General features: G+C 41.2%; 16 protein-coding genes. All 16 read right to left on the bottom strand.

Annotated elements, in window-relative coordinates:
* Positions 1-220: 220 nt before the first annotated feature.
* Entirely contained in the window at positions 221-4,531 is a 4,311-nt protein-coding gene (locus CHI10_RS00745) for a PolC-type DNA polymerase III (RefSeq protein WP_095242385.1), read from the bottom strand.
* A gap of 194 nt (positions 4,532-4,725) precedes the next feature.
* Positions 4,726-5,988 (bottom strand): RIP metalloprotease RseP, encoded by a 1,263-nt coding sequence (gene rseP / locus CHI10_RS00740; RefSeq protein ID WP_095242384.1) that lies wholly within the window; start codon positions 5,986-5,988, stop codon positions 4,726-4,728.
* A 95-nt stretch (positions 5,989-6,083) separates the two neighbouring features.
* Complete coding sequence (gene dxr, locus CHI10_RS00735) at positions 6,084-7,226, bottom strand: 1-deoxy-D-xylulose-5-phosphate reductoisomerase (RefSeq protein ID WP_095242383.1); 1,143 nt, start codon at positions 7,224-7,226, stop codon at positions 6,084-6,086.
* Between the two features lie 184 nt (positions 7,227-7,410).
* Positions 7,411-8,205, bottom strand: a complete 795-nt coding sequence (locus CHI10_RS00730; protein WP_095242382.1) for a phosphatidate cytidylyltransferase — start codon at positions 8,203-8,205, stop codon at positions 7,411-7,413.
* Between the two features lie 16 nt (positions 8,206-8,221).
* Positions 8,222-9,001 (bottom strand): undecaprenyl pyrophosphate synthase, encoded by a 780-nt coding sequence (locus tag CHI10_RS00725; RefSeq protein ID WP_095242381.1) that lies wholly within the window; start codon positions 8,999-9,001, stop codon positions 8,222-8,224.
* A gap of 354 nt (positions 9,002-9,355) precedes the next feature.
* Positions 9,356-9,913: a ribosome recycling factor gene (gene frr / locus CHI10_RS00720; RefSeq protein WP_095242380.1), complete on the bottom strand. Its 558-nt coding sequence runs from the start codon at positions 9,911-9,913 to the stop codon at positions 9,356-9,358.
* A complete protein-coding gene (pyrH, locus tag CHI10_RS00715) occupies positions 9,913-10,638 on the bottom strand; it encodes a UMP kinase (protein ID WP_095242379.1) in 726 nt (241 codons plus the stop codon). The genes frr and pyrH overlap by 1 nt, the downstream gene beginning before the upstream one ends.
* A 135-nt stretch (positions 10,639-10,773) precedes the next feature.
* The gene (gene tsf, locus CHI10_RS00710; protein WP_095242378.1) at positions 10,774-11,655 is read right to left on the bottom strand and encodes a translation elongation factor Ts; all 882 of its coding nucleotides are present in this window, start codon (positions 11,653-11,655) and stop codon (positions 10,774-10,776) included.
* A 189-nt stretch (positions 11,656-11,844) separates the two neighbouring features.
* Positions 11,845-12,546: a 30S ribosomal protein S2 gene (gene rpsB, locus CHI10_RS00705; RefSeq protein WP_095242377.1), complete on the bottom strand. Its 702-nt coding sequence runs from the start codon at positions 12,544-12,546 to the stop codon at positions 11,845-11,847.
* Positions 12,547-12,693: 147 nt separating this feature from the next.
* Positions 12,694-13,293 (bottom strand): hypothetical protein, encoded by a 600-nt coding sequence (locus CHI10_RS00700; RefSeq protein ID WP_095242376.1) that lies wholly within the window; start codon positions 13,291-13,293, stop codon positions 12,694-12,696.
* A 148-nt stretch (positions 13,294-13,441) separates the two neighbouring features.
* Positions 13,442-14,806 (bottom strand): flagellar assembly protein A, encoded by a 1,365-nt coding sequence (locus CHI10_RS00695; protein ID WP_179288914.1) that lies wholly within the window; start codon positions 14,804-14,806, stop codon positions 13,442-13,444.
* Positions 14,807-14,843: 37 nt separating this feature from the next.
* Positions 14,844-15,599 carry a FliA/WhiG family RNA polymerase sigma factor gene (locus tag CHI10_RS00690; protein WP_076255819.1) on the bottom strand — a complete coding sequence of 252 codons (756 nt, stop codon included), beginning with the start codon at positions 15,597-15,599 and terminating at the stop codon, positions 14,844-14,846.
* A gap of 258 nt (positions 15,600-15,857) precedes the next feature.
* Entirely contained in the window at positions 15,858-16,355 is a 498-nt protein-coding gene (locus CHI10_RS00685) for a chemotaxis protein CheD (protein ID WP_095242374.1), read from the bottom strand.
* Positions 16,348-16,989, bottom strand: coding sequence for a chemotaxis protein CheC (locus CHI10_RS00680; protein WP_095242373.1), 642 nt, complete (start codon positions 16,987-16,989; stop codon positions 16,348-16,350). The genes CHI10_RS00685 and CHI10_RS00680 overlap by 8 nt, the downstream gene beginning before the upstream one ends.
* The gene (locus CHI10_RS00675; protein ID WP_095242372.1) at positions 16,986-17,459 is read right to left on the bottom strand and encodes a chemotaxis protein CheW; all 474 of its coding nucleotides are present in this window, start codon (positions 17,457-17,459) and stop codon (positions 16,986-16,988) included. The genes CHI10_RS00680 and CHI10_RS00675 overlap by 4 nt, the downstream gene beginning before the upstream one ends.
* Before the next feature lie 25 nt (positions 17,460-17,484).
* Positions 17,485-19,521: a chemotaxis protein CheA gene (locus CHI10_RS00670; protein WP_095242371.1), complete on the bottom strand. Its 2,037-nt coding sequence runs from the start codon at positions 19,519-19,521 to the stop codon at positions 17,485-17,487.
* Positions 19,522-19,529 lie beyond the last annotated feature (8 nt).

Genomic DNA, 19,529 nt, shown 5'->3' with positions numbered 1-19,529 from the left:
AAATCAGAAATTGGCTCTGCTAAACTTAATTAACATATAGTTTTAACATAGATCCGATATTAAGAAAAAACCGTACACAACACGAAAGAGTGGGTTGCCCCACTCTTCCTTTTGCGAGAGTTATTCTTAGTATTTCCAATAAAACTATACCATAACCAATTTTTTTATGCAAATGGAATAGCTGTCAGCAGTAGGGTTTGAACCATTCGCTCGTCTATTTTTAGAATAGAGAAAGCTGGTTTTGTTCCGGAAGGGATTCAAGGCAGCCGTGGTTATCAAGATACTCTATAATCGTCTTCGACACTTTTCCGCGCTGCTGCAGGTCTTCCTTCGAGAGGAATTCCCCTTCTCCCCTTGCTTTTACTATATTGAATGCTGCATTTGTACCCAAACCCGGAATGGAATTAAACGGCGGTATCAAAGAATCTCCATCAATGATAAACTCACTTGCGCTTGAGCGGTATAAGTCCACCTTTTGGAAATTAAAGCCCCTTTCATTCATTTCCAGAGCCAATTCCATTACAGTTAAGAGGTTCTTTTCTTTCGTTGAAGCATCAAGTCCCTTTGCATTGATTTCTTCGATGAGTGCACGGATCGCCTGGGATCCTTTAACCATTGCATCCACATCAAAGTCTTCTGCACGGACAGTAAAGTATGCTGCATAGTAGAGAAGCGGATGGTGCACTTTAAAGTAGGCAATCCGGACAGCCATTAATACGTAAGCAGCCGCATGGGCTTTAGGGAACATGTATTTAATCTTTTTACAGGAATCAATGTACCATTCAGGCACTTCATTCTTTCTCATTTCCTCTTCCATCTCATCGCTCAGACCTTTACCCTTACGGACCGATTCCATGATTTTGAAAGCAAAAGCAGGCTCCAGGCCCTGATAGATTAAATAAACCATTATATCATCACGGCAGCCGATTACTTCACTTAGGTTACAGATGTTATTATGGATTAATTCCTGGGCATTTCCGAGCCAAACATCTGTACCATGAGAAAGACCTGAAATCTGCACAAGCTCTGAGAAAGTGGTCGGTTTTGTATCTTCGAGCATCTGGCGGACAAACCGCGTACCAAATTCGGGTATGCCAAGTGTTCCGGTTTTACACATGATTTGCTCTTCTGTCACACCAAGTGATTCCGGCCCGCTGAAAATTTTCATTACTTCAGGGTCATCTGTGGGAATGGTTTTTGGATCAATTCCACTCAGGTCCTGAAGCATTCTAATAACAGTCGGATCATCGTGACCCAGTATATCAAGTTTTAATAAATTATCATGAATGGAATGGAAGTCAAAATGGGTTGTTTTCCATTCAGATGTCCGGTCGTCTGCAGGGAACTGAATTGGCGAAAAGTCGTATATATCCATGTAGTCCGGCACAACAATAATACCGCCCGGATGCTGTCCGGTTGTCCGCTTCACCCCTGTACAGCCGGAAGCGAGCCTGTCAATTTCCGCACCCCTTATTTGCAGATTATTATCGTTCTGATATGCTTTGACATAACCAAAAGCTGTTTTATCGGCAACAGTACCGATCGTACCGGCACGGTATACATAATCCTCGCCGAATAGCACCTTTGTATAGTTATGGGCTCTAGGCTGGTATTCCCCAGAGAAGTTCAAGTCAATGTCTGGAACTTTATCTCCCTTGAAACCAAGAAACGTTTCGAACGGAATATCATGTCCATCCTTTTTATATTTAGCCCCGCAGCTCGGACAATCTTTATCAGGCAGGTCGAAGCCGGAGCCAACTGACCCGTCATTGAAAAACTCGGATGTTTTGCATTCCGGGCAAACGTAATGCGGCGGCAGCGGATTTACCTCTGTTATTTCGGTCATTGTCGCAACAAAGGAGGATCCGACAGATCCACGGGAACCAACCAGATAGCCATCATCCAGTGATTTTTTTACAAGCTTGTGAGAGATCAGATAGATAACCGCGAAACCATGTCCGATAATACTCTTAAGCTCTTTTTCAAGGCGCGCTTCAACAATCTCAGGAAGCGGATCACCATAGATTCTCCTTGCCATTCCGTAACTCATGCTGCGCATCTCTTCATCTGCGCCTTCAATTTTTGGCGTATACAAATCATCTTTAATCGGCTTTATTTCTTCAATCATATCCGCTATTTTGTTCGTATTCTCTATCACAATTTCCTTCGCTTTGTCTTTGCCGAGAAATGAAAAAGCGTCAAGCATTTCATTGGTAGTCCTGAAATGAACATCCGGAAGCTGATGGCGATTCAGCGGATTCGCGCCTCCCTGGGAATTAACAAGGATCTTCCGATAGATTTTATCATTAGGGTTTAGGTAATGGACATTGCCGGTTGCGACTACCGGCAGACCAAGCTTATCACCCAATTTAACAATATTGCCGATGATTTCTTCAAGCGCTTTTTCATCTCTTACAAGTTCAAGCTCTAAAAGGTGTGCATAAACGGCTTTTGGATGGACTTCAAGATAATCATAGAATTGTGCAGTATCTTCGACTTCATCCGGAGATTTCTGCATCATGCCTTCAAAGACTTCCCCTTTATCGCACCCGGAACCAACAAGTATTCCTTCACGATGCTTTTGAAGGACTGACCTGGGAATGCGCGGTACTCTGTAAAAGTATTCCATATGCGAGATGGATACGAGTTTAAAGAGGTTCTTCAGACCTGTTTCTGTTTGTGCAAGCAGGGTGCAATGGGCTGGTCTTGCACGCTGATAAGCATTTCCCTGCCCCATATTGTCATTGAACTGATCATGATATTCAATCCCTTTTTCTTCTGCACCCTTTAGCATCTTAAGCAGCAGATAGCCTGTTGCCTCCGCATCATAGATAGCACGGTGATGCTGGGTAAGTTCAACATCGAATTTTTTGGCAAGGGTATTCAGACGGTGATTTTTCATGTCGGGATATAAAAAACGTGCAAGTTCAAGAGTATCTATTACAGGATTTGGCGCCTTGCCAATACCGATTTTTTTATAGCCGACATTCAGGAACCCCATATCGAATGAAGCATTATGTGCTACTAAAACAGCATCTCCTGTCCATTCCTGGAATTTCTTCAGAACTTCTTCCACTTCCGGTGCATTCTCCACCAGATCATCTGTTATTCCAGTCAAATTAATGGTTGTTGCGGATAAAGGGTGATGAGGGTTTGCAAAGGATTCAAATCGATCAATGATTTCACCATCATGAATCTTAACTGCGGCAAGCTCAATAATCGTATCATATACAGCTGATAAGCCGGTTGTCTCAACATCAAATACAACATACGTATCATCAGTAAGCTTGCGATGCGCATCATTATAAGCAATCGGCACACCATCATCCACAAGGTTTACTTCAATTCCGTACAGAATCTTAATATCATTCTTTTTCCCGGCACCATAGGCTTCAGGGAATGACTGAGCAACAGCATGGTCTGTAATGGCCACTGCTTTATGGCCCCATTTCTTCGCCTGGGAAACCAGTGCACTGACAGATGAAACAGCATCCATTTGGCTCATCGGAGTATGAAGATGAAGTTCAACCCTTTTTTCTTCAGCAGGCGATGTATCTTGCCTTTGGATAGGTTTGATCTCATTAATATCGTTCCCGATCATTACCAGATCACGGACAAAAGTATCGTTTTGAATGCTTCCCCGGACCTTTAGCCACATCCCTTTTTGAATATGCTGATATAAAGCGGCATCCTCTTTATCCCTGGAAAACATTTTTACTAGAATGGAACTGGTATAATCCGTAATTTTAAAAGTTAAGAGTGTCCGGCCGCTGCGGAGCTCTCTTGTCTCGGCAGCAAACACGTAGCCTTCAACGGCTACCCGGCGTTCCTCATCTACTATATCAATCAATTTGCGGTAATCAGCATCATCTTTAATGGTAAGACCAATCGTAAGCGGCCCCTTGGGTGCTGTGTGATCTGCAGATTCAGCTTCAGCTTCTTTCTTCTGCATTTCGATTGCTGCCTGGAGACCACGCTCCTGGTCTTCTTTGCGTTTGGCTTCCATGAATTTTTCATATTCTTCATTGGAACCATCAGTGGAAACTTCTGTATCAACTGTTAAGGCCGGAAAGCCAAACACTTGAAACACATCTGACATAATGCCGGCATACTTCTTCTTGATAGACAATCCTTCCAATTCATTACGGACTTTAATGATAATTTTGTTGCCCTGTACAGAAGGAACCTGCTCATTCAGAAGCTTTAATAGCGGCGGCGCCATGCCATCCATTTCTTTAATGCAGTTATGCCAGTATTCAAGTACAAGCTGTTCAGTAAAATCCTGATTTCTGACAGAGATGCTATATGAAATTTCTGCGATATGGGAAAATGTTTTTTCCAGCTGATCTGTGAAACGGCTATATACACTGCAAGGCAAAATCTTTGGAAAAGCAAAATAAAAATGCCATTTCCGTGACTGTCTTTCGACTATGACCCTTTCGATTTGGGCATCATGAAAGTGCTGCACAAAGGCATCTTCAGTTAGCTGCATCTGCTGGAGCAAGAGCTGAAATCTAGAAGGTTCGCTCATCTTTCTCTCTCCCATCCAATATTCTTGATTTCTATTTTAAGTTGAATTTTTTATTGTAATTTAAAAAACAGACGGACTTAATTATAACATATCGTATGAAATAGTGATTGAAAAAACGGATTCCATTTTGGAACCCGTTTTTTGTCTGAATTAGAGCATATTTTTCTGCAGGAATGTTGCCCTGCACTGATTTTTTAAAGGAAAAATCTCTGAATATCGTTCCATGTGACCACTAACATTAAGAGCATTAAAAGGGCAAATCCTATAAAATGGACCATTCCCTCTTTGTGGCGGTCAATTGGCTTCCCTCTTACTGCCTCTACTGCAAAGAACATTAATCTTCCGCCATCAAGAGCCGGAATTGGAAGCAGGTTCATAATTCCCAGATTTATGCTTAGGATTCCTGCCCATTTCATCAGGTAGTAGATGCCGGATTTGGCTACAGTATCTGTTGAAACATAAATGCCTACCGGGCCTGATAATGCATCAATTGAAAACTGTCCAGTGACAAGCTTACCCAGCATAACAAAAATTTCTTTTGTCCAGAAATACGTTTCTTTGGCTCCGTAGGTAATAGCCTTTAATGGAGATTTTTCCATCGGGCTATAAACACCAATGATTCCAATTTTTTCACCTTCTACATCCTGAACCTTTGGTGTAACCGATATAGTATGTTCCTGACCGTTTCTTTCCACTAAAAATTCGAGTTCTTCACTTGGGTTCTTTCTAATGATTTCAACTACATCTGACCAGCTTGAAATTTCGGCTCCATCCACACTTTGAACCATATCGCCTTCCTTTAGCCCAGCTTCATATGCTGCACCATCAGGCGTCAGCTTGCCAAGGGCAGGTTCATTTGTTGGAATGCCCTGCAATAAGGCTATTAGAACAAAAACGATAAAAGCCAAAACAAAATTCATCATTGGACCCGCGAAAATCGCCATTGTTCTCTGGCCCAAGGTCTTTGATGCAAATTGACGATCATACGGAGCAATGAGCGTTTCGGTCCCATCCTCTACCAGTACAGCTGAACGGCTGACTTTGAAAATTTGGAGGGACTCATCCTCTTCTCCCTCAACATATCCTTTTATTAAAAGGGTATGCTCAATATCAGCATCCTCAACTTCAACGATTCTTGCATCAGGATATTTATCTTTGTTGTTTAAAATAATTTTGCTTACTTCCTCGTTTTTATCAAGGATTAAGCCGATGCGATAGCCTGGTTTGATTTCCACCATTTCAGGATCTTCACCGGCCATGCGGACAAACCCGCCGATGGGCAGAAGACGAATCGTATATACTGTTTCATCTTTTTTAAAGGAAAACACCTTTGGCCCAAATCCAATTGCAAATTCCCGGCAGAGTATTCCTGCTCTTTTTGCGAATATTAAATGTCCAAGTTCATGAAAAAATACCAGTGCCCCAAAAATAACAATAAAGGCTATTACTGTACTCAAGTTTTAACCACCTTTTTTTAGAGGTTGTTCAACTGCTGCTGGTAAGTGCATTACTTTATCAGCTTTTACACATTTTTCAGCACTTGAACACAAGCTTATAGAAGCGAGCTGACAAATCTCCTCGTTTCCAAATCTGTTTCCTGAATTTCAGTCAGACTTGGATTCTTGATGATGTCATGGCTGCCCAGTGCTCTTTCGATGAAATCTTCTATTTGCAGGAAGGTAATCTTTCCATCCAGGAATGCAGCAACAGCAGCTTCATTCGCAGCATTCAATACGGCTGGCATTGATCCTCCCGCTTTTCCGGCTTCATAGGCAAATTTCAGGCAGCGAAAACGATTAAAGTCCATTTCTGCAAAATGGAGCTTGCCAATTTCAGCAAGATTCAGCCGTTTTGCTGTTTGCAGCGGGAGCCTGTCAGGATATGTTAAAGCATATTGTATTGGTACTCTCATATCCGGTGTGCCAAGCTGTGCGATTACACTGCTGTCATGATATTCCACCATGGAATGGATAATGCTTTCTTTATGAAGAAGGACATCTATTTTACTGTAGTCCATGGAGAAAAGCCAATGTGCTTCAATAACTTCGAGTCCCTTATTCATCATAGTGGCAGAATCGATGGTGATTTTTGCTCCCATTGACCAATTCGGATGATTAAGCGCCTCTTTGACAGTCACATTTTCCAGTTCCTTGCGGGAGCGGTCCCTGAAACTGCCTCCAGAAGCTGTTAATATGAGCCTTTCAATATTTTTTTCTTTTTCCCCCTGCAGAGATTGAAAAATAGCGGAGTGTTCACTGTCTACAGGAAGCAGGGGTACCCCATTACGCTTTGCTGCTTCCATGACCAGATGGCCGGCAGTTACAAGGGTTTCCTTATTCGCGATGGCGATTGTCTTCTTTTCCTCAATCGCCTGCAGGGTAGGATTAAGGCCTACACTGCCTAATACTGCATTAACCAGTATGTCTGATTTTTTGTAAACGGCAACTTCTATCAAACCTTCATGTCCATATGTAAATGTTATGCCGGGAAACTCTGTTTTAAGAATATCTGCGGAACTTTTTTCTGATAGGGAGACAAGTTCCGGCTGAAAGTCAGATATTATCTTCCTGGCAAGATCTATATTCCTCCCGGCAGACATGGCTGCCAGCTTAAAATCCTCGGGGTGCTCTTTAATAATATCGAGGGTCTGTATTCCAATAGACCCTGTTGCCCCCATCAAACTGATATGTTTCATAGTCTCCTCCTTATAAGAAAAGCGGAAGCGCCTTGCTCACCCCCGACAAGCATAAGATGAGCCACACCCACTTAAAGGCGTTCTTTGCATTTATGCAGGCACGGCTTATGACCTCGGAGTGGCTGGCGCCGGAGCTGAACAATTATCTAGTATCCGAATGTATTATTTTATTTTGCCAATAGGATTACAGCAGGTGAAAAAAATGGAGCAATGGCAGGACGAATAATAAACTGTCAAAACGGTCCAGAATTCCGCCATGGCCAGGCAAAATATTTCCTGAGTCTTTTACATTATAATGACGCTTTAATGCTGATTCCACTAAATCCCCTATTTGACCAAACACTGACAGGATTGCTGTAATTACTAATAACCCAAGCAGAGATTCATCAATATCTGTAAAGATAATAAATAACACCGCAACTGCCAGAGCACAGACTACACCGCCAAGCGAACCTTCAATAGTCTTATTTGGACTGATTTCAGGCCAAAGCTTCTTCTTCCCCATAGCTTTCCCTATAAAATAGGCACCTGAATCTGTGGCCCAAATAAGGAAAAGTGCAAAAAAGAGGTAGGTCAGGCCTTGATCGGCGAAGCGGGTCTCCATAAAATAGTAAAACCCTATGCCCACATATAAAGTTGACATAATCGAAAAAGCTACATCATCAAAAGTAAATTTGTTTTTTGTCGCGACTGTATACGTTAAGAAAAGAAGCACTCCAAAAAGAGCTACCTCAATTTTTGTATAATTCATATCATCCAGGATTGACTGAAATTCTTTAGGCAAAAGGAAAATCCACAATAATAATAAAGAAATAATGCCTGGAATCGAGAATAAACTTAAATTTCTCATTTTCAATAATTCAAATAGGGCAATGGATGCCAGCAAATATGCCAGGATGATGATTGGCATGCCTCCAAGGATAATGATCGGCAGGAGGATTGCTCCAAATATAATAGCTGTGATAATACGCTGTTTCATTCAATTTTCAACACCTTTATTGTACTCCTCCAAAACGCCTTTGGCGGCTTTGGAATACTTCGATCGCTTCAAGCATTTGCTCTTCATTAAAATCCGGCCATAAGACATCCGTAAACCAGAATTCTGTGTATGCAAGCTGCCAGAGCATAAAATTGCTTAATCTGATTTCACCGCTTGTACGTATCAGCAGATCAGGATCCTTTAGTCCGCCTGTCATAAGGTAGGATGAGAATTTTTCTTCATTCAATTCATTTTCATTCATTATACCACTTTTGCAATCATTTAAGACATGCCTGACGGCTTCGAGTATTTCTGCTCTGCTCCCATAATTTAATGCAAAGTTCAGCACCAATCCGGTGTTGTTTTTTGTCTCTTCCATCGCTTTGGAAACTGCATTTCGCGTATGAGCAGGCAGGTGGTCAAAATAACCAATCATTCTTACCTGCACATTCTCTTCTATCAGTTCAGGAAGGAAAGTTCCCAGAAATTCCTCTGGCAGCTTCATAAGAAAGTCCACTTCCATTTTAGGACGTTTCCAATTCTCAGTTGAGAATGCATATAAGGTTAGAGTCTTCACTCCAATATCGCTTGCAAATCTGGTGATTTTTCTGACGACCTTCATTCCCTCATGATGGCCGGCAATTCTCGGGAGCGCTCGTTTTTTGGCCCACCTGCCATTCCCATCCATAATGATGGCAACATGCTCAGGTATTTGTAATTCTTTTATTTTTTCAACTCTCTCTCGGAGATTGGAAGAACTGTTTTGGGACTTCCATAACTTCATTTTATCAAACATAAGTCTGCTCCTTTAAAATAGGTTAATCCTCCGATAAAAGACAAAGTGTGAAACTTCAATAAGCAGGGGCTTTTTCCCGCTAATTGATAGTTGAAATTCAGTCATAGTATCTTTTAGAGATTATTCTAATGGTAAAATAGTGATATTGCCTCTTTCCGCATGATAATATCATACCAAAAATAATTAAATATATCTCTATAAAAGAGTATGTTACCAGAAAGTTAATTCAGGATAGGAATCTGCCTTCTTCGTATATTACAGCAGAGCCGGCACCTTAGCGCCTGATCAGATTATGTATGCTCCTAAAGAGTAAAAGAACCCCCTATTGATAGAGGGTTCTAACTATAGAATAAATTAGACTGCAAGGATTTCTTTTTCTTTTTCTTTTGTTAATTCGTCAATCTTGCTGATATTGTCATCAGTAAGTTTTTGAATATCATCAGAAAAACCGCGGAGATCATCTTCAGTGATCTCTCCATTTTTCTCAAGCTTTTTCAGGTCATCATTGGCATCGCGGCGAACATTGCGGATGGCAACTTTTGCTTCTTCTGATTCTTTTTTAACAACCTTAACAAGCTCTTTACGGCGTTCTTCTGTTAGCTGAGGAATAGCCAGTCTGATTACACTGCCGTCATTTGAGGGATTTAAGCCGATATCAGATTTAAGGATGGCTTTTTCAATTTCTCCCAGAATGGTTTTGTCATAAGGAGTTATGACTAAAAGGCGCGCTTCAGGAGCGGACACCCCGGCAAGCTGGTTAACAGGAGTCGGCGCACCGTAGTAATCAACATTGATGCGATCAAGCAAAGAAGCGTTGGCTTTACCTGCACGGATGCTCGCAAGCTCCCTTGTATAAGCTGAAATTGCTTTAGTCATTCTTTCTTTTGCATCTGAAATAACTTGTTTTGGCATTATTTTTTCCCCCTAACGATTGTTCCGATTGTTTCACCCATTACGGCGCGGTTAATATTGCCTTTTTCCATGATTGAAAATACAATTAACGGAATGTTGTTATCCATGCATAAAGATGATGCTGTAGAATCCATTACTGCCAATCCTTCTTTCAATACATCAAGATAGGAAAGTTCATCGTATTTCTTTGCGTTTTTATCAACACGGGGATCAGCTGAATAGACGCCATCCACATTGTTTTTCGCCATAAGAATTACTTCTGCTTCAATTTCTGCAGCTCGCAATGCTGCTGTAGTATCAGTAGAGAAGTAAGGATTTCCGGTTCCCGCAGCAAAGATTACAACCCGCTTTTTCTCGAGATGGCGGATGGCTCTTCTGCGGATGTACGGTTCAGCAACCTGTCTCATCTCGATTGAAGTTTGAACTCTCGTCTCCACTCCAAGATTCTCGAGGCTATCCTGTAATGCCAATGAGTTCATAATAGTTGCAAGCATACCCATATAGTCTGCATTTGCTCTGTCCATACCCATTTCTTCTCCGATCTTTCCTCGCCAAATGTTTCCGCCGCCAACTACAACAGCAACTTCGACACCCAGCTCAGCCAGATCCTTAACCTGTGCAGCAATTGATTTAATCACTGAAGGATTAATTCCGAAACCTTGCTCTCCTGCTAAAGCTTCTCCACTTAATTTCAAGACCACGCGTTTGAATTTTGGGCTGCTCATAAGAACCTCCATATGTAGTATAAAAAGCTCAAGCGCTTATAGGCGCTATTGCTGCATTTATAATCTATCTCATTCTTGAAAAACAGGGAACACAAAGTGTTCCCTGAATCATAACTGATTTAATACTATTAAATATTACTTCTTAACTTGGTTCATTACTTCTTCAGCGAAGTTGTCTTCACGCTTTTCGATGCCTTCTCCAACTTCATAGCGAACGAACTCACGGATTTTTCCGCCTTTAGATTCAACGAATTTGCCAACTTTTTGATCAGGGTTTTTAACAAAAGCCTGGTCGTTTACGCAAACATCTTCAAAATACTTGCCAAGACGTCCTTCAACCATCTTTGCAACGATGTTTTCCGGCTTACCCTCGTTAAGAGCCTGCTGAGTCAATACTTGACGCTCGCGCTCTACTTCGTCCTGTGACACTTCATCACGGGATACATATTTAGGATTCAGGGCTGCAATATGCATTGCAACATCTTTCGCTGCTTCTTCGTCAGTTGTTCCTTCAAGAACTGTTAAGACACCAATGCGTCCGCCCATGTGAAGGTACGCACCAAATGCATCGTTGTCAGTTTTTGTTTTGATTTCGAAGCGGCGAAGAGAAAGCTTCTCACCAATTTTAGCAATTGCACTATTGATGTGAGATTCTAAAGTAGCACCGTTAGCCAATGTCTGGCCAGTTGCTTCTTCTACAGAAGCCGGCTTTGCAGAAAGTAAATGCTCAGCGATTTCCTTAACAAGTGTTTGGAATCCTTCGTTTTTAGCAACGAAATCAGTTTCAGAGTTTACTTCAAGGATAACTGCTTCGTTTCCGTCAACCTTAACAGTAGTAAGACCTTCTGCAGCAATACGGTCACCTTTTTTAGCAGCTTTAGCAATTCCTTTTTCACGAAGGAAGTCGATTGCTTTTTCCATATCACCTTCAGTTTCCTGAAGAGCTTTTTTGCAGTCCATCATGCCTGCGCCTGTTTTTTCACGAAGTTCTTTAACCATTTGAGCAGTAATTGCCATTATGAGATCCTCCTTAATGAGTTATGTAATATTATCTTTACCATTTATTACTGTATAGAAAACTAAACATTGCCTTTTCTTTAAAAAAAGGTGATAAAGGGTGCTCCCTCTTATCACCTTCTTTAAATCAAGAAAAAAGCAACTTAGAGCTGTACAGCCCCAGCGCCACAGAGCGCATCCGCTTTTCTATTAAGCAGTTGTAACTTCTTCACCTTGTTTAGCTTCAAGGATAGCATCTGCCATTTTGCCTGTTAATAATTTAACAGCACGGATAGCGTCATCGTTTGCAGGGATTACAACATCAATTTCGTCCGGATCACAGTTAGTATCAACGATACCAACGATAGGGATGTTTAATTTGTGTGCTTCTGCAACAGCGATGCGTTCTTTGCGAGGATCAATGATGAATAGAGCATCTGGAAGGCCCTTCATGTCTTTGATTCCGCCTAAGAACTTTTCTAAGCGCTCTTGCTCTTTCTTCAATTGAACAACTTCTTTTTTAGGAAGAACTTCGAAAGTTCCATCTTCAGACATTCTTTCGATATCCTTTAAACGCGAAATACGCTTTTGGATTGTTTCAAAGTTTGTTAAAGTTCCGCCCAACCAGCGCTGGTTCACATAGTACATACCAGAACGGATAGCTTCTTCTTTAACGGAATCTTGAGCTTGTTTCTTAGTTCCTACGAAAAGGATTGTACCGCCGTTTCCAGCAAGCTCCTTAACGAAGTTGTAAGCTTCTTCTACCTTCTTAACAGTCTTTTGAAGGTCGATGATGTAGATGCCGTTACGCTCAGTGAAGATGTATCTCTTCATCTTAGGGTTCCAGCGGCGTGTTTGGTGTCCGAAATGCACACCAGCTTCAAGCAATTGCTTCATTGAAATTACTGACATTTGTGTTTCCTCCTAATGGTTTTTATTTCCTCCGCCCATATCATCTTCAGCCGGCAACTGCATGTGAACAGCACCATCCGGCTAAATCCATAAGCGTGTGTATTAACACCATTTGTTAATATAGCATAAGTGTTTTCCACAATCAAGCTATTCTTGCTGATTTTGACGAAATTTAAGCATTAACTCGACTTCTGTCTTCCCTTTGCCTAATTTTTTGGCAATATCCCCCACACTCAATCCCTGCTTTTTCAGGATATATACTTGATCATTTATTGATGAAGGATTTTCTTCCTTAATTGAGTGACTGCTATCCGACCGTGTGACAGATTCAGTCTCCTTTAAGGATGATAATCTTTCTTTTTCACTCAATTTATCCTCAGCTGCCCTCAAATTTTGTTTGTAGGCTGTAGATGCCTGGTAAATGGACGCTCTGGCTAATGGCATTGATTTATCATCTGCTTTAGCTATAACTTGATCATTTTTTTTGTCCAAATTTACTGGGATGATTTTCTCTTTTATAGAAGTATCGTTTTTTACATTAATCTTCGAAAGTTTGCTAATAAAATCATCGTTTTCTTCTTTCATTTGAACAAGGTACGCTGATATAACCTCTTCCATTTCAATAAGCACTTTTTCCTGTTTCTTCTCTGTATCCATTAGTTTATTCTGACGCAAGTAAAGCAGAATAATGGCTAATAAGGCTACAATATTTAATAGCAGGCTTATAGCTAATAGAAAAGCTGTCATGATATCCCTCTATCCGCTGTAGTCAATAACCTTCCCTTTGTATGGATGGTTCTGTCTGTCATTGCTGTCTTTTTTTGATCTTCTTTCCGATCTTGTTCCCCAGCCTCTGTGCTATCTGAAGTTCTATTGATTTCAAACTTAACCCAGATCACATTCTTGATAACGGCTCACTTCTTATTTCTCCTTTTAGAAAATGAAACTTTAAAGATTTGACAGTTTCCCGAATCACTTTTGAATACTTTCCAAAGTGAATTGCAGTGTTGGGATAGATCTGCCCGTAAATAAGGATTGAAGCATTCATTTTTTCTTCTTTTTCTTTTTCCAATTCAGCCAGATCTTCATTTATTTTGCTCAATTTATTCTGCAAATGAGCTTTTGTAGCCCGTTGCTTGAGAATAATTATTCTTTGTTCATCTGTCAGCTTTCCTGTCAGCTTTGCCATTTCTGTCAGTCTGCCTTCGATACTATCAAGCTTTTTGATTGATTCGTAAAGTTTGGCTGTTTCATTTAATAGTTCTTTTTGGGTGTTATCCACATTGGAGTCCATTCCAGCAAAAAGTTCTGTCTTAGTAAATAAGTGATTGCCCAGTTCTTTGATTTCAATGTCGGACCCGGACTGAAGCTTTCCTCCAATAGCTAATGCGCCGCTGCATCTGATGGCTCCGCCAGCTTGAACATGGCTGTGCAGGATTGACTTTTGGATAATTACGTCCTGTTCTGCCTTCACATTTGCCTGATTCAGGTATGCTGCCTGAACAGAACCTCCCGAAACAACTGAACCTTTATGACTGCCTGAAATTCCGCCAGTAACAAGCACGTTATTATCCGCCCGCAGGAAAGAGCCTTCAACTATACCGGCAACTATGATGTCACCTCCGGCTTTAATCTCATAACCGGCAGGAACGTTTCCGCGAATCACAACATTCCCGACAAAATTAATATTGCCCGTCTTCAAGTCAAGGTCTCCTTCAACCTCATACACTGGATTAACAGAAATGCTGTTCTGAGTGAAACTAACCTGTCCATCTAATAGCGAATAATATTTGCCGCCATTTACAAAAACATTTTCCCCTGCCTTGACTCTTAAAGTCTTCCCATCCTTTGCCGGTATCAGCTTGCCAAAAATATTCTTTCCGGAAGCACCGGGGGTAGCAGGAATAACAGAGGCCAGGAGCTGACCCTGTGTAACAGATGGGATATGGAGAACATCTCTAAAATTAAATCTCTTTCTGCCCGTTTTCCGGTCAAAAGAGACTTCATTTAATAGATATGCATCACTGCCATTTTCTGCAGGAGTTCCTTTTGCTATTTGTATGGGATATTCCACTGAGAACGGATTTCTGCAGATTCTCTGGATTACTTCTTCGCTCACACCAAAAATGACCTTTTCGTCAGCAAGCTGTTTATGGATCATTTCAGATTGGACAGTTCCATCCAGTTCATCAATATTTACCGGCTGTATCCATGCAGATAAACCGTGAGTATCAACTAAAAGTTGAAATTGGTTTTCCATGCTGTTTCCTTCCTTTGCAGAAAGAAATGGCATAAGACTATATGGCTTTTTCCAGCAGCTGTCTCAGCTTAAAAATTGACTTGGAATGGATTTGGGATATGCGGGATGTTGATAGGCCCATTACTTCGCCAATTTCTGTAAGAGTTAATTCCTCTTTGTAAAATAAACTAAGCACAAGCTGCTCTTTTTCATTTAACTGTAAGATTTTTTCAGCCATTTCTTCCAAGATTTCATTTTTTAATACCTTTTCTTCTGGAATGATTGCTTTTTCATCCTTAATTGAATAACTGGCATCTTTTTCTTCTGAATCAGGCTGCTCATCAATTGAGAGGATGTTTGCATAAAAATGTTCGTTCATAACAGAATATACTTCTTCTTCCTGCATATCTGTTTCTTCAGCAATTTCATAAACTGTTGCATTGCGCATCAGCCGCTGCTCCAGCTTCTCAGTGGCAGCTTCAATTTTTTTCGCCTTATCCCTTGTACTTCGGGGAAGCCAATCTTCTTTTCTTAATCCATCCAGAATGGCACCGCGAATTCGAAACGAAGCATATGTATCAAATTTCAAATCTCTTGCAGGCTCAAACTTTTCCAGCGCATCGTACAAACCCATTAGCCCAAGGCTTCGTATATCGTCCCTTGAAACATTCTTCGGCAGGGCAGCGGATATTCGCTGAACATGATAGCTTACAAGAGGCAAATATTTTTTCACAAGAAAATTCCCCGCTTGAGCATCACGAGAGTCGACCCATTTAGCCCAGTATGTGCTTTCTTCGGTTATCATGTCTGCCATGGCCATCCTCCTCAAACGTTTCCATTTCTATTAATTAGTGTCAGTATATCAAAACTTTTCTATAAAAATAGTACCTTTCACTATAAACTGCTCAGTTCTTTTCCAAAATAAGGGGGTCTTTCGAAGAAATAATTGTTGAGAGCATTAATTAAGCCGGAGAGAAATCAGCTTGTATGGCTGGCAGAGATCATCCGGCAGCATCTAGGACTTTTAAGACGATTTATATAAGGCTGTATCTGCCCACCCTGGAACGAAAGTTTAAATAACAACTTGGCCTTTATTAACAGTCCTCACCATCAGGTCGCCTGATTGAGGATTGAATTCAATTGTTCTGCCGCTATGCCCACCAACATCTTCACCTAAAATAGCAATCTTTAAGGAATTTAGTTCCTTTTTAACTGCTTCTACATTCCTTGGGCCAATCCTCATTAAATCACTTCCGGAGGAGTATTGGAACATTTGGGCTCCGCCGGCAATTTTAGCTTTTAATCGTGAAGCTTTTGCACCTTTTTTCTCCAGCAGGCTGACTAAATCCCGAATTGCAGTATCAGCATATTTAGCTGAATTTAAGCTTCTGTTTTTTGCAAGAGATGAATCAGGCAGCATAATATGTGCAAGCCCCGCAATTTCTAAACTAAGATCATAGAGAACCACACCGACACAGGAACCAAGGCCTGATGTCCTGATTAATCCGGGAGTTTTAACAATATTCATATCTGCTATGCCCACTTTTACAATTTCTAGAATACTATTCATAATCCGGAACTCCCAATGCCTTAAAGATTATTTGAAATGATTCAGGATCAGGCAGCAGAAAGAAATGGCCATTAACAGCATCCTTATTTTGAAGCTTATCATTTAAAGCTGTATCAATTACGATGGCGTAATCGCTCACCTGCGAAATTTCCAGTAGACCCGTTCCGATAATTGCCCCCACCATATCAATGCTTAGCATCGGCACTGAAGGGAAAAGTGACAGCTTAGTAAAATCCGATAGCGAAGATAAATATGATCCTGATAGAATGTTGCCAAGCTCCTGAAGTGCCGATAGAGCAAGTTCATCATATGGCTGCTCATCTGCACAAAAAGAAATGTTTCCAGGCAGTTCGCGAATAAAGTTTTCAGCCTGTGTAAGAGGAAGGACAAAAAACATGCTGCCAGGGGCGTCTCCTTCTATCCTTAGAAACACCCCTGCCACAACATTTTCCGGACCTCCTGCCATATCGATCATTTCATCAAAAGAAACAATTTTCACATCCGGGACAGACATATCAATTTTTTTATTAAGCAGCGTTGATAATGCAGTAGCCGCATGACCCGCACCAATATTCCCAATTTCTTTAAGTATGTCTAATTGCATGCTGCTGATATTTTTTTCTGGAAAATTCATCCTGCTAATCCTTTTCCATCCTGGGCTGTTAATTCTTCAGGATTCAGGACTTTTTTCAAATCTATTAGGATAAATAACCGTTTTTCGATTTTTGTAACACCCTTGATAAAATCTGCCTCTTCTGAACCGATTACGTCCGGAGGGGGTTCAATGGATTCAGGTGCCACATCAATCACATCATTTGCAGAATCTACAATCAATCCGACTTCCATATCGTTCAATACTGCGATGATGACTCGTGAATGCTCATTATATTCAGCCTCTTCAAGATTAAATCTGCTTCTGAGACTAATGATAGGTGTCACAACACCCCTTAAATTAATTACTCCTTTAACAAAACCGACTGTTCGAGGAACCCGGGTAATATGCTCAACTTTTTCAATGGAACGCACCTGATTAACCGGAATTGCATATTCCTTATCTTTCAGCTGAAATACAATCAATTTTAAGTCCGCGGCCGTCTCACTCATCATGTTCACTCCTCGCCAAAATGTATTATTTAATCAATGCATTGCAGTCCACTATCAGGGCAACCTGTCCATCTCCTAATATAGTTGCTCCGGAAATGGCAAACACGCTTGTTAAGTAGTTTCCAAGTGATTTTAAAACGACTTCCTGCTGCCCGATAAAGGAATCCACCACAAGCCCGGCCATCTTTTCCCCTTTTCTGACGATGACAACGGAAATGAATTCATCTTCATGATTGTCAGATGGCACCTCAAAGATTTCCTTTAATGAAAGGAGCGGAACAACCTTGCCTCTGAAATCAATCACCTTCTGATTATGTGCACTTAAGACGTCTTCTTTTCGGATTATTGCTGTTTCAATAATGGAAGATAGTGGGATGGCGTATTTTTCCTTCTCGATCTCAACGAGCATGACAGAAATAATGGATAAAGTTAATGGCAGCTGAATGGAGAATATGGACCCCTGTCCAACTTTTGAATCAATCGAAACGGATCCTCCCAATGACTCAATTGTATTTTTGACAACGTCCAGACCTACACCCCGTCCGGAAACATCCGAGATTTTATCCGCAGTTGAGAATCCTGAGGCAAAGATAAGTTCATATGCCTGTTTGTCAGTTAGTGCTGAAGCCGTTTGCTCTGTAATGATGCCATTTTTTAATGCTTTCTTTATAACCTTATCCTTGTTTATGCCTGCACCATCATCCTCTATTTCAATGAATACATGATTGCCGCTGTGATAAGCTTTTAGAATGACATTTCCTTCTTCACTTTTCCCATTTGCTTTACGGACTTCCGGTGTTTCAACACCGTGGTCCAATGCATTTCGGATTAAGTGAACAAGCGGATCGCCAATTTCATCGATAACCGTTCGGTCCAGCTCGGTATCTGCACCGACAATTTCGAGATTGATCTTTTTGTTTAAATCTCTTGCTAATTGTCTGACCATTCTCGGGAAACGATTGAATACGGTTTCTATTGGGACCATGCGCATATTCAGAATAATATTCTGCAGGTCTCCGGAAATCCTTGACATATGCTCAACAGTTTCATGAAGTTCCTGATTGTTTAATTCCTTGGATATTTGTTCAAGTCTGCCTCTGTCAATCACCAATTCTTCAAACAGGTTCATTAGGATATCCAGTCTCTCGATATTCACCCTAATGGTTTTGTTGCTGACGTGTTTTGCTGCAGGCGCCTTCTTTTCATCTTTTGGCATATCTGAAGCACGATCTGTCTTCTCCTCCATTTCAGGCTGCAGAGTACCTTCTTCCTTCACAGCTTCCCGGGAGATGTAATCTCCCATAGAAACCTCAAGCACATCTATCCTGTCGACTTCTGAGACCTTCAAAAGTTTCTGACGGATAACTTCGGGTGTTGCTTGGGTCACAATTGTTACAGAGAATTCCTGATCAAATTGCTCTTCTTCAAGCTGCTCAACAGAAGGAGTGGCTTTGATCACTTCCCCGCTCTTCTCGAGGACCTCAAACACCATAAAGACTCTGGCTGCTTTCAGCAGACAATCAGCCCGCAAGGCTACTGATATTTCATAGGTCTCAAAGCCCTGCTCCTTCGATTGCTGAATCACAGTCCACTCGAAATCATCATATGTACTTTTGGCCAGACCCTGCGGTTCAGCAATAGCTGATGCCGTTTCGGCTCTTGCTTTTGATAATGCCGGGCTTTCCCCTTTTTCTATGAGCATCAGCTTTTCAACAGCTATGGAAACATCCCTTTTGCCGTCCCCGCCTTCTGCAATTGATTGGACCATTGCTTCAAGATCATCAACAGCCAGAAAAACGACATCGAGAATTTCAGCATTTACCTTAATCTTCTGATTTCTGATTGCATCAAGTACATTTTCCATCTGATGAGTCAGACTGGCGAGATCTTCATAACCCATAGTGGCCGACATGCCTTTTAGCGTATGAGCTGACCTGAAAATCTCATTAACTATTTTTATATCATCAGGATTTTTCTCTAATTCAAGAAGCTGTTCATTGCACGACTGCAAATGCTCCTTGCTTTCTTCGATAAACACCTCTAAATATTGGTTCATCTCCATGTGCCTGC

The sequence above is a fragment of the Bacillus sp. 7894-2 genome, from assembly GCF_002272225.1.
Taxonomy (GTDB): Bacteria; Bacillota; Bacilli; order Bacillales; family Cytobacillaceae; genus Cytobacillus.
Note: the sequence above shows the minus strand (reverse complement) of the source record. Positions and strands in the feature narration are given on the sequence as shown.